13 protein-coding genes are annotated in these 12,109 nt (G+C 41.3%); 6 read left to right on the plus strand and 7 right to left on the minus strand.

Annotated features, from left to right (window positions below):
- Positions 1-53: 53 nt before the first annotated feature.
- Positions 54-695 (minus strand): CPBP family intramembrane glutamic endopeptidase, encoded by a 642-nt coding sequence (locus tag ACZ5WS_RS10855; protein WP_464708591.1) that lies wholly within the window; start codon positions 693-695, stop codon positions 54-56.
- Positions 696-926: 231 nt separating this feature from the next.
- On the opposite strand from ACZ5WS_RS10855, the gene ACZ5WS_RS10860 reads away from it, so the two are divergent.
- Both ACZ5WS_RS10860 and ACZ5WS_RS10865 read left to right on the plus strand, forming a co-directional pair.
- Positions 927-1,196: an HU family DNA-binding protein gene (locus ACZ5WS_RS10860; protein ID WP_010390237.1), complete on the plus strand. Its 270-nt coding sequence runs from the start codon at positions 927-929 to the stop codon at positions 1,194-1,196.
- A gap of 222 nt (positions 1,197-1,418) precedes the next feature.
- On the plus strand, positions 1,419-1,997 hold the full coding sequence (locus ACZ5WS_RS10865) for a type 1 glutamine amidotransferase domain-containing protein (RefSeq protein WP_464708595.1): 579 nt from the start codon (positions 1,419-1,421) through the stop codon (positions 1,995-1,997).
- Positions 1,998-2,063: 66 nt separating this feature from the next.
- On the opposite strand, the gene trpA is transcribed toward ACZ5WS_RS10865, so the two are convergent.
- Genes trpA through ACZ5WS_RS10895 form a run of 6 tightly spaced genes read right to left on the minus strand, consistent with a single transcriptional unit; the run spans position 2,064 to position 8,651 of the window.
- A complete protein-coding gene (gene trpA / locus ACZ5WS_RS10870) occupies positions 2,064-2,885 on the minus strand; it encodes a tryptophan synthase subunit alpha (protein ID WP_464708598.1) in 822 nt (273 codons plus the stop codon).
- A complete protein-coding gene (trpB, locus tag ACZ5WS_RS10875) occupies positions 2,882-4,066 on the minus strand; it encodes a tryptophan synthase subunit beta (RefSeq protein WP_464708600.1) in 1,185 nt (394 codons plus the stop codon). Before trpB ends, trpA begins: the two co-directional genes overlap by 4 nt.
- Positions 4,067-4,073: 7 nt before the next feature.
- Complete coding sequence (trpCF, locus tag ACZ5WS_RS10880; RefSeq protein ID WP_464708603.1) at positions 4,074-5,438, minus strand: bifunctional indole-3-glycerol-phosphate synthase TrpC/phosphoribosylanthranilate isomerase TrpF; 1,365 nt, start codon at positions 5,436-5,438, stop codon at positions 4,074-4,076.
- Positions 5,431-6,468, minus strand: a complete 1,038-nt coding sequence (gene trpD / locus ACZ5WS_RS10885; protein ID WP_464708606.1) for an anthranilate phosphoribosyltransferase — start codon at positions 6,466-6,468, stop codon at positions 5,431-5,433. Before trpD ends, trpCF begins: the two co-directional genes overlap by 8 nt.
- Positions 6,469-6,478: 10 nt before the next feature.
- Positions 6,479-7,081 carry an aminodeoxychorismate/anthranilate synthase component II gene (locus ACZ5WS_RS10890; RefSeq protein ID WP_464708609.1) on the minus strand — a complete coding sequence of 201 codons (603 nt, stop codon included), beginning with the start codon at positions 7,079-7,081 and terminating at the stop codon, positions 6,479-6,481.
- 1 nt (position 7,082) lies between these two features.
- Positions 7,083-8,651: an anthranilate synthase component 1 gene (locus tag ACZ5WS_RS10895; RefSeq protein WP_464708612.1), complete on the minus strand. Its 1,569-nt coding sequence runs from the start codon at positions 8,649-8,651 to the stop codon at positions 7,083-7,085.
- A gap of 446 nt (positions 8,652-9,097) precedes the next feature.
- Here ACZ5WS_RS10895 and rnm point away from each other — a divergent pair, with 446 nt between their 5' ends.
- The 4 genes from rnm to ACZ5WS_RS10915 all read left to right on the plus strand — a co-directional run bounded on the left by rnm (position 9,098) and on the right by ACZ5WS_RS10915 (position 12,109).
- A complete protein-coding gene (gene rnm / locus ACZ5WS_RS10900; protein ID WP_464708615.1) occupies positions 9,098-9,952 on the plus strand; it encodes an RNase RNM in 855 nt (284 codons plus the stop codon).
- Positions 9,949-10,569, plus strand: coding sequence for an L-threonylcarbamoyladenylate synthase (locus ACZ5WS_RS10905; protein WP_008113642.1), 621 nt, complete (start codon positions 9,949-9,951; stop codon positions 10,567-10,569). The genes rnm and ACZ5WS_RS10905 overlap by 4 nt, the downstream gene beginning before the upstream one ends.
- Positions 10,570-10,571: 2 nt before the next feature.
- Positions 10,572-11,411 carry a segregation and condensation protein A gene (locus ACZ5WS_RS10910; RefSeq protein WP_138605988.1) on the plus strand — a complete coding sequence of 280 codons (840 nt, stop codon included), beginning with the start codon at positions 10,572-10,574 and terminating at the stop codon, positions 11,409-11,411.
- A 146-nt stretch (positions 11,412-11,557) separates the two neighbouring features.
- A complete protein-coding gene (locus ACZ5WS_RS10915; RefSeq protein ID WP_010390221.1) occupies positions 11,558-12,109 on the plus strand; it encodes a cytochrome b in 552 nt (183 codons plus the stop codon).

Genomic DNA, 12,109 nt, shown 5'->3' on the forward strand with positions numbered 1-12,109 from the left:
TTAAACTAAATCTAAATAAGCCGCGCCTGCCGCGGCTTTTTTATTGCTGTTTGTTAATTCAGTGCACCAGAGTCTAAATAGTCACCCATCCCTAGGGTAAACATCCATATGCCCCATAAGCTGTGCTCAAGAACACAGGCAAAGGTTGAGCGGCTTTGTGCGTAGGTATATGCAAATAGTAATCCGCCTATAAATGCTAAACTTACTGCAACCCAATTAGCGTAAACAATATGTGCCAGTGCAAATACACTCGCACTTATAATAATGCGTAGCCATTTACTGGGCATAATGCGTTTATAACGATGAAAGAAGTAGGTTCTAAATATTAATTCTTGCGGGATCACCGACAATAAAGGGTAGAGCAGTAATAGCATTAGCCAGTCGGTGAGATTTTCACGAGGTAAAGTAAACCAGTGTCCTTGGTAAAGTAAGTTGTAAAATACCCCCGAAAATAACGCGCCAATAAAGAAAAAACTAAACATGCGGCGCTTCACAGCAGAAAACTGCCCCAAGCTAGTTAATCTAAAACGTTTAAAGTGGCTGTCGTTTAATAACAACATACAGCACACACTCATGAGGATGATCAGTGCTGGAATAAGCCAGTTAGATAAATATTGGCGAATATTAAAGCCAATTAAAGGCAGAATGATAAAGATAAAGGTAAATTCAAACCAGCGGTATTGATTAGCGGTCACGTTTGCTCACGGTGATTTTTATTTCACCTTAGCAAACGATTAAGTCATCTTTATGACTATAAAACAGTCAAGCTGATTATATTTAAACCCAATGAGTCTTACTAAGGCACTTGGCTTCCGGTTAAGGTTGACTTACCCCCTTGCAACCCTTAGCCTGCCTGCTTTTATTTTTACATCATTGTATTGCCACGTTAATAGGTTTAAGCCTAGGCGTGTATTTAGGAGCAAAAAATGAATAAAGCAGAATTGGTTGCAGCTATTGCGGATGCGAGTGAATTAACAAAAAAAGACGCACAAGCTGCGTTAACCAGCTTACAAAAAGTGATTACAAAGTCGCTGTCTGAAGGCGATCAGGTACAAATTTCAGGCTTTGGTACTTTTGCACTTAGTTACTACCCAGCGCGTACTGGTCGTAATCCACAAACTGGTGCAGCGATTGAAATACAAGGGGCTAATAAAGCCGTATTTAAACCAGCAAAAGCGTTAAAAGAGCGCCTTTAATTTAAAACTTTAGTGCCTGTAAGTTCGCTTCTTCCCCAAAAGCCACTATTTAGCTTACAGGCTCTTTGCTTTATTACTTTTGCCTGTAGTATCTGCAATCAGTGTAAATAATTTACATTACTTGTTTATTCATATTTATAAAATCTTATTATATTCAGCGTGTTATATTTGGTATGTGATATGCAAATACAGTTATGTATTGAATGAAATAAGGAGTATTTAATGAGTAACTTACATAATAGTAATCGTTTAAAAGGTAAAAAAATTGCCATTTTAGCCACCGATGGATTTGAGCAAAGCGAGTTACTTTCGCCTCAGGCTGCTTTACTTGAAGCAGGCGCCGATATTGAAGTTGTTTCTATTAAAGAAGGGCAGATCACCGCATGGGATGAAGACAAGTGGGGTGAAAAAGTTGCTGTTGATAAATTAGCTGCCAATGCAAATGCCGGTGATTACGATGCGCTTTTACTGCCAGGTGGCTTGTTTAACCCCGATAGCTTACGCCAAGACTCAGATGCCAAGGCATTTGTAGACGGCTTTTTTGGAGCAAAGAAAAACAAACCCGTTGCCGCTATTTGCCATGCACCATGGTTACTTGCAGAGATTAACAAGCTCAGAGACAAAAAGGTCACTTCATATCCGAGTATTAAAAGTGATTTAATTAATGCCGGTGCTAACTGGGTCGACCAAGAGGTGTGTGTTGATCAAGGCTTAGTGACTAGCCGCAGCCCTGCAGATTTAGACGCGTTTAATGCTAAATTTATTGAAGAGATCCTTGAAGGTAAGCATCAAGCCCATTAAGTTAGCACTTCAAAATAAAAAAGGGCATATTAAATGCCCTTTTTTAGTGATTAAAAACACCGTTGATTAGAGCGCTGTTGCAGCTTTCATCTCGGTTACAAATGTTTTTAATTGTGTGGTCATTGCGTCTAAATCATTTAAGTTTGCTTCAATGATTTTTACTACTGCAGAGCCTGAAATAGCACCCGCAGCACCGGCTTTAAGCGCGGCTTTTACATCATCAGGTGTTGAAATACCAAAGCCTAATAACGCAGGCGCACTGTGGTATTCTTGCAGGCGTGTAACCACGTGTGTTGCAGGCATTTGTGCTTTAGTATCAGTGCCTGTTACCCCTGCACGAGACAGTAAGTAAGTGTAACCACGACCGTACGATGCACACTCACGCAACGTATCGTCACTGGCGTTCGGCGTGGCGATAAATATCGGGTCAATACCGTTTGCCATGGCGGCTTTTCTAAACATTTTAGACTCGTGTAATGGCACATCAGCCACTAAAATAGAGTCAACGCCTACTGCTTTTGCATCAGTGTAAAACTTTTCTAAGCCACGTTTAAAGATTAAGTTTGAATACAGTAATAAACCAATTGGGATGTCGGCATTGTACTGGCGTATTTCTTTAATAATATCAAAACAATCTTGTGTATTAATGTGCTCATCTAAAGCACGAATATTGGCCTTTTGAATAACAGGGCCGTCGGCAATCGGATCTGAAAACGGAATACCTAGCTCTAGTCCATCTGCGCCGCCATCGATTAAGCTTTTAATAATTTCAATGCTTTGCGCTTTACCCGGATCGCCAATAGTAACAAATGGTACAAACGCGCCTTGGTTTTGCTCTTTTAGTGCAGCAAACATTTGTCCGTAACGGTCAGTTTTTACTTGGCTCATAATTGACCTTCCTCTGATAATACCTTGTGTACGTGGGCTAAATCTTTATCGCCACGGCCACTTAAATTAACCACTAAAATGCTTTCTTCTTGCAACTCTTCCGCATATTTAAGTGCATATGCAATAGCATGGCTTGATTCTAGCGCCGGAATAATACCTTCGTGTTTTGCCAGTGCTTGAAACGCATCAAGAGCTTCGGTATCGCTAATGCCTACATATTGAGCTCGACCAGTTTCGTGTAAAAATGCATGTTGTGGCCCTACAGCAGGGTAATCTAATCCCGCCGATACAGAGTAAGACTCTTCAATTTGGCCATCGTCATTTTGCATAATGTAGGTATAAGTGCCGTGTAAAATACCTTTAGTGCCTTTGCAGATTGTTGCGCCGTGCTCGTGGGTATCAAGGCCTTTACCTGCTGGTTCTACACCAATTAATTTAACATCCGGCTCGTCAATAAAATCAGTAAACATACCAATAGCATTGGAACCACCACCTACACAGGCTAAAACCGCATCAGGTAGTCGACCTTCCGCTTTAAGAATTTGCTGTTTAGCTTCCTCGCCAATAATTTTTTGATACTCACGTACAATAGTCGGGAATGGGTGAGGGCCCGCAGCCGTACCTAGTAAGTAATGTGCCTCTTGATAGTTTGCTGACCAATCACGCAGAGCTTCGTTAACCGCATCTTTTAATGTGCCCGAACCTGCTGTAACTGGAATAACTTCAGCGCCCATAAGTTTCATTCTAAATACATTCGGCTGTTGGCGTTCAACGTCTTTTGCACCCATGTAAATACGACATTTTAAGCCAAGTAATGCACATGCAAGTGCGGTGGCTACACCGTGTTGGCCAGCACCGGTTTCTGCTATAACTTCTTTTTTACCCATGCGTTTAGTCAGTAATGCTTGACCCAACACCTGATTAGTTTTGTGTGCACCACCGTGGAGTAAATCTTCACGCTTTAAGTAAAGCTTAACTTTAGGGTTTTTAACTAAGTTGCGAGTTAACGTAAGCGGCGTAGGGCGACCTGCATACTCGTTTAAAAGCTGTGTAAATTCAGCTTGAAACTCAGGATCTTTTTGCGCTTTGTTAAATTCGCTTTCTAACTGCTTTAGCGCAGGTACGAGTAACTCGGGAACAAACATTCCGCCAAACTCGCCAAAATAAGCTGGATTTTGCATTTTAACCTCAATAGTTTCTGATGCTTGAAAAAGCATGATTTAATTTTTTTGCGCACTTTTTACCAGGAGACTGCTCTACACCTGAATTTAAATCAAGTCCTAAAGCTCCGTGATAGAGGGCATCGCTAATATTGTCTGGGTTTAAGCCGCCAGCAAGCATAAATGGGGTGGTCGCATCACGCAGTACCGACCAATCAAATGTTTTACCTGTGCCACCCGCCTGTGAATCACTGTGGGAATCGTATAAATGGCGATCTGCGCCTGCTACGGGTTGTGGTAAAGCATTTTTTATTGCCTGTGCTTTCCAAATTTGGCAATTACGTGGTAATTCACTACGTAATGACGCAATGTATTGTTCATCTTCTTGGCCATGTAATTGAACGGCTGATAATTTAAGTTGTTTAGCGTGTTCAGCCACATCAGGTATAGCAGCATTAACAAATACGCCAACAAATTTTAAAGGCGCACTTTGACTGATTTCTTTAGCACAATCTAAATCAACAAAGCGGGGGGATTTAGGGTAAAAAATCAACCCGCCATACACAGCGCCATTGCTATAGGCTGCAATAGCATCTTGATTGCGGGTTAAGCCGCACACTTTGTTCTCGCCTAATATAACGCGACGACATGCTTGTATTAGATCAGCTTCAGCCATTAATGAGCTGCCAATTAAAAAGCCATTACATAAAGGGGCTAAGCGTTTTACATCTTGATGGGTGTAAATACCTGACTCAGATATAACCACTTTATTTTCAGGAATAAGTTTACGTAGTCGTTCTGTGGTGGCTAAGTCGGTGCTTAAGTCGCGTAAATCTCGATTATTAATCCCAATTATTTGTGCATTTAGTGCCAGCGCACGGTGAACTTCTTCTTCGTTACTTACCTCAGTTAATACTGACATATTTAACGAGTCGGCCACTTCATGCAGTGTTTTATATTGCTGATCGTCAAGCACAGATAGCATAAGTAAAATAGCGTCGCCGCCATATATACGTGCCATATAAACTTGGTACTCATCAATAAAAAAGTCTTTACAAATAAGCGGCTGTTCTACTTGGCTACGTACAAATTCAAGGTAATCAAAGCTGCCTTGAAAGTACTTTTCGTCAGTTAACACACTCATACAAGTGGCATACTGCTTATACGCTTGGGTGATTTCTGTTAAATCAAATGGCTGACGAATCAACCCCTTAGAGGGCGACGCTTTTTTGCATTCTAAAATAAACTGTGTGCCTGGCGCTGCCAGTGCTTTGTAAAAACTACGCTCAGTCGGTTTGGCTTGGTGTTTAAAGCTCTCTAGTGGGCGTGCAGCCTTACGCTCGATTAGTTCTATTTTTTTATCGGCAATAATTTTGTCTAATACATTAGCCATGACTTACCTCAATAATTGCATTTAATGTGTCCATGGCCTTGCCTGAACGTAATAAAGAGTGTGTTATTTGCGCACCTTGTTTTAACGACTCTGCTTGGCCGGTTAAGTACAGCAATGCGGCTACATTAACAACAATTGCGGCGTTGTGTGCCTCAGTGCCTTTACCTTGTAAAATAGCAAGACTGGCGTTTGCATTGTATTGTGGGCCTTCACCGGCTAATTGTTCAAGTGAATAGTTTGCAAGGTCAAAATCACTTGGACTGAGTGTGTACTGAGTAATTTTACCATTATTAAGCTCTACAACCTGTGTTGGGCCATGTAAGGCAATTTCGTCAGTACCAGAGCCGTGCACTATCATAGCGCGTTTAGTGCCTAGAGTATTAAGCGTTTGTGCCATTGGCAGACATAAAGACTCATCGTACACGCCGAGTAATTGCACCTCAGGAGCGGCTGGATTAGCCAGTGGCCCAAGAATATTAAAAATGGTTCGGGTTTTTAAACTGGTACGCACGTTCATCGCATGGCGCACCCCGCTGTGGTAGTGCGGTGCAAATAAAAAGGTAAAATTTGTGCTCTCTAAACAACGAGCAGCGACCTCTGGGGTCATATCGATATTGATCCCCAGTGCTTTGAGCAAGTCAGCAGACCCAGAATTACTCGACACGCTTCGATTGCCATGTTTTACCATATTAATACCTGCCGCGGCCGCCACAATCGCGGCCGTGGTACTAATATTTATAGTGTTTGAACCATCGCCACCGGTGCCACAGCTATCAGCAAGTAGCGTTTTATTAGTGGTAAAGGCAACGGCATTTTCACGCATTGAAGCGGCTGCACCGGCAATCTCATCGCTTACTTCACCTTTCATTTTAAGGCCAATAAGCAGCGCAGAGAGTTCAATATCGTTCATATTGCCTTGCATAATTTGATCAAATAGCGATTTTGCTTGCACGTAACTCAGTGACTGCTTTGTGATGATGTGCTCAATAGCATGTTGAACATTAAGCGGGCTGTGTAATTGATTAGTCATAATGTTCCTTTTATTTGGCACGTGTTAAATAAGCAACGCTTTGCTGTAGTAGCATTGCGCCGTTGGGCGTTAAAATTGACTCTGGGTGGAATTGATAGCCCAGTGCATTGTCTTGATGATGATAAATAGCCATTGGTATATCTTGGAATTTAGCAATAACCGCTAAGTTATCAGGTACTTTTGTTGCCATTAAAGAGTGATAACGTGCCACTGGCATGGTGTTTCCCATACCGTAAAATACAGGGTGATCATTTAAATTTATAATTGATGACTTACCATGTACGGTTTCACCAGCGTGACCGATTACTCCGCCATAGCTTTGTGTTAGCGCTTGTTGGCCTAAACAAATACCTAGCATTGGAAATTGGCCCTTACACAGGTTAATTAACTCCATAAGGCAGCCTGCATCGCTAGGTGCACCAGGGCCTGGTGATAATACCAGCAGTACTTGTCCACGCTCTGCCTGCATTTTTTCGAATATGATCTCTGCGCTAATGTTGTTTCGGTAAACTACTAACTCAGCACCTAGCATTGTTAGCTCATCAACAAGGTTGTAGCTAAATGAGTCAAAGTTATCTAAAAAGTAAATTTTAATAGGGTGTGCTTCACTCATTTTATACTGCCTTATATGTCGATTTAATTGCGGTGATCACCGCTTGGGCTTTAGCGCGCGTTTCGTTTGCCTCTGACATTGGATCTGAATCAAATACAACCCCAGCACCAGCCTGAACATAAGCAATATTATTTTTAACAAAGGCGGCACGAATAACAATACAGCTGTCCATGGCACCGTCACCAGTTAAATAACCAACCGCGCCACCATAGCTACCGCGACGTTTGCCTTCAGTTTTGCGCACTAATTCTGCCGCACGGACTTTGGGGGCACCCACTAAGGTACCCATGTTCATACAGGCTTGATAAGCATGCAAAGCATCTAGTTCGGGTTTTAATTTTCCTACTACACGTGATACTAAGTGCATTACTTGTGAATAGCGGTCTACTTTTAATAGTTCTTTGGCATGGCGAGTACCAGGCACGCTAATACGAGCAACGTCGTTACGTGCTAAATCAACCAGCATTAAGTGCTCGGCACGTTCTTTTTGATCGTTTCTGAGCTCAAGTTCAATACGGCTATCTAAATCGGGGTTAATTTGTCCATTTGCAAACTTACCCCGTGGACGAGTACCTGCAATCGGATAAACCTCAACTTGTTGAGACTTAACCTCATACTTAAGCGCAGACTCTGGAGAAGCGCCAAATAATGAGAAATCTTCATCACGCATGTAAAACATGTACGGGCTTGGGTTTTGCTTTTTAAGCTGGCTATAAGCATGTAATGAGTCAGGGCACGGCAATGAGAAAGTACGAGAGGGCACCACTTGAAAAATATCGCCATCAACTATGTGTTGCTTAAGTTTTATCACTTGTTGGCAATATTGCTCATCACTAATATCAACATTTACAGGGCAGTCACCTGTTTGGCTTGGGGCACTAAAGTCTGCGGCGTGGTCGCACAATGTATTAAGGCGCTCTAATTGTTTGCCCACTTCAAAACAATTAGCGTGAACATCAGGGCCATTAAACACATTACCAATTAATTCGGTTGTTTGTTTTTGGTGATCAATAACAACCAGTGTTTCGGCTAAATAAAATACGTAGTCTGGGCAGGTGTTTTCACCGTCAGGCACATCGGATAGTTGTTCAAAGTTAGCCACCATGTCGTAGGCAAATACGCCGCCTAAAAACACTGAGAACGGATTGTCAGTGGTGCTTTTAATACTATTTAAACACGTGCGTAGTGCACTAAAAGCGTTATCTGCAATCAGTTTGCTAGCTTGGTCAATGGTGTCATCGGCTGGGTGATACTCAAGTGTGAGTGTGGTATCGGTTAACTGTGAAGCGCAGTTTTGTACATTAGCCTGCAAATAGTTAAGTAGTTGTTGGCCGTTGTTTGATTGCGCACTGATGCTCACTTGGTTGCCTTGGCAAACTATACGTAATGCACAATCAACCAGTATTAAGCTTTTTACGCTATCTTTTGAATCTATTTCTGCAGATTCAAGCAATAGTGAGTTAGGTTTATCAAGTGCCGCATACAAGGCAAGTGGGCTACTTATGTAGTCTCGTACTTGCGTTATGCTGGTCACTTCACCTGGTGTTGTTGTTATATGACTAAAAATCAAACCTCATCCCCTAAAAAAATAAAACCCCGCAATGCTAAGCAGTGCGGGGTTTGAATAACGATGTCTAAATTATAGATAGACCATTACCGTCCCGCTATGCCAGGCGCCACCACCAATGATGTGTAAGAGTATTTACGTTATTCATGTTTTTTTTCCTGTTATTAATCTTGTGTTGCAAAATTTAGCGATAAAAAAACCCGCATGGTAGCGGGTTAGAATTTTTTGTTTAGACACGACAATTCATCACCCTATGTTTTAAGAGTGCCACCACCAAATGATGTTTTGAATTGTATTTTTCATTGTTATTTATTCTTTAATGTCTAAAAGTGGCTACAGTAAAACGTATCAACTGCTTTTGTGTCAAGTGTTTATTTAAAACAATTTCGTTAAAAAACTTGTTATACTGTGTGAAACACCCTTAAACCATTAATTAAAGTAGTTTTCATTTGATAAAATACGACTTACATAGCCATACAACACACTCAGACGGACATTTAACCGTTGAGGAACTATTAGCGCGAGCAGTCGATAAAAACATTGATGTATTTGCCATTACCGATCACGATACTGTGGCCGCAATTGAGCCTGCGCAGGCTTTTATCAAAAGTGAAAACTTGCCGCTTAAACTGATTAATGGGGTTGAAATATCAACCAAATGGGAGAGTTTTGAAATACATATTGTTGGGCTTAACATTGATACCAATGATAGCACTTTGCATACATTACTTAGCGAGCAACAGCAAAAGCGCGAAACCCGTGCAATTGAAATAGGCCATCGATTAACTAAAAATGGCTTTGAGGGTATTTATCAGCAAGCCCGCGAGCTGGCTGAAAATGCGCAAATTACTCGCGCTCACTTTGCCAGAGCCTTAATAGAGCGAGGTGTGGCTAAAAACTTTCCTGGGGTATTTAAAAAGTACTTAGGGCGAGGAAAAACCGGTTACGTACCGAGTAACTGGTGTGATATGCAAACGGCAATTTCAGCGATTCATGCCGCCGGTGGGGTGGCTGTTTTGGCGCACCCAAGTAGCTATAAAATGTCGAATAAGTGGTTGCGTAAACTACTCGTAGAGTTTAAATCAGTGGGCGGTGATGCAATGGAAGTTGCCCAACCGCAACAGGCCCCGAGTGAGCGTCAGTTTTTAGGCTTGTTGAGTCAAGAATACGACCTGCTTTGCTCTCAAGGCTCTGATTTTCATTTTCCGACTAGTTATTTAGAACTTGGAAAAAATTTATACTTACCTAAAGATTGCCAAGGGGTTTGGCAAACATGGGAAAAGCACGAAGGAGTTGCATTATGAGTCAATTATTTCATATACATCCGGATAACCCACAGCCTAGACTAATTTCTCAAGCTGTTGATATTATTAAACAGGGCGGCGTAGTTGTGTACCCAACAGATTCGGGATATGCGATTGGCTGTAATTTAGGTAACAAACAAGCAAAAGAGCGCATAGAGCGTATTCGTGGTATTGAAAAACACCATAATTTTACTTTAGTGTGCCGCGATTTATCTGAGCTTTCTACTTATGCTCGCGTAGATAACCAAATGTTTAGGCTGATCAAAAATAATACCCCAGGGCCTTATACGTTTATTTTTAAAGGCACAAAAGAAGTACCTAAACGCTTATTAAACGATAAGAAAAAAACCATAGGCATTCGTGTTATTGAACACCCAATTGCTTGTGCGTTACTTGCGGAATTGGGTGAGCCATTAATGTCATGCTCACTTATTTTACCGGGTGATGAATACACGCAAGCGGACCCCGATGACATTTTGGAGCGTCTAGATAAGCATGTCGATTTAATTATTCATGGCGGATACCTCACAGAGCAAGCAACCACGGTAATTGATTTATCAGAGGACGATATTCAAATTTTACGTGTAGGCTGCGGCGATACGGCTCCATTTGAATAGCAATGAAACAGCCTGACACGGTTTCGTTAATACCTACAGATATGCCAGTGCAACAAAAGCTGCCACTGGCATTTTTGCATGGGAAAGCCGTTGTTGAAAAGCCTGAAGATTTATATATTCCGCCTGATGCGCTTGAAGTTATTTTAGAAACCTTTGAAGGCCCGTTAGATCTGTTGCTTTATTTAATTAAAAAGCACAAGTTAGATGTTCTCGAATTATCTATATTTAGCATTACTGAGCAGTATGTAAAATATGTAGAAATGATGAGTGAGTTTCAGTTAGAACTCGCCGGCGAATATCTCGTAATGGCAGCATTGCTGGCGCAGATTAAGTCGCGGCTATTACTGCCAGTGCATGAGGAATTAGAAGAAGAGGAAGATCCACGCGCCGAGCTGATAAAACGTCTACAAGAGTACGAACAATTTAAAAAAGCGGCCGAAAATATCGATTCTTTGCCCCGCGTTGGTCGCGATATATTTATCGCCAATGCAACTTTCCCAGAGTTAGAAGAAAAAAACCAACCCTTACCAGAACTGGCAATCAAAGATCTATTGTTAGCGCTAAGTGACGTAATGGCGCGTGCTAAAACATTTGAGCATCATTTAATTAGTGCAGAAACCCTGTCAACTCGTGAACGTATGAGTTTAATTTTACACACACTATCCCAAGCAAAAGCACCCGTTGCGTTTACCCAACTGTTTACCTTTGAAGAGGGCCGCAGTGGAGTTGTTGTTAGTTTTATCGCCATGTTAGAACTGATAAAAGAGGGTTTAATTGCTTGCTTACAAGTTGAGTCTGATAGCCAAATATATGTATCTCTTAATGAGCCTGCCGAAAGTTAACCTCCCATAAAGTTTTTTGCAATTATACTAAATTAATAGACTTTACTGTGCGTATACGCACGATAATTGTTTGCATATGCTATTTTAATCGCCACTCATCCATTATATCGTAGTGTTATTACTAGATTAGAGATTGGCGATAAGCAATGTTTAAAAACTCAAAAACCGGTTATGGCCTGATGGCTATATTTTTACACTGGTTAATGGCGTTGACTGTCTTTGGTTTGTTTGGTTTAGGCTTATACATGGTTGAGCTAACTTACTATGATAGCTGGTATAAAGGCTCATTAGATTTGCATAAAAGCATAGGGCTGAGTTTAGCGGCTGTATTTGTTTTTAGACTGTTATGGCGTCGATTTAATGTAAAACCTAGCCCTATTGGGACCAACACTCAATTAAATCAGCTGGCCCAAACCGCACACATTTTAATGTATCTGTTTTTAGTGATTATTATGGTGTCTGGGTATTTAATTTCTACTGCTGATGGGCGACCAATCGAAGTGTTTGGCTTGTTTTATGTTAAAGCCATCGACTTTACCTTTGATTCTCAGGCAGATATAGCAGGGCAGATCCATTATTACAGCGCATGCTTATTGATCGGGTTTGTGGTGCTGCATATTTTAGGTGCGTTAAAACACCACTTTATAGATAAAGATAAAACATTAATTAGAATGATCAAATTACAAAAGGAAGCTTAA

Source organism: Pseudoalteromonas sp. 11L1, from assembly GCF_055397545.1.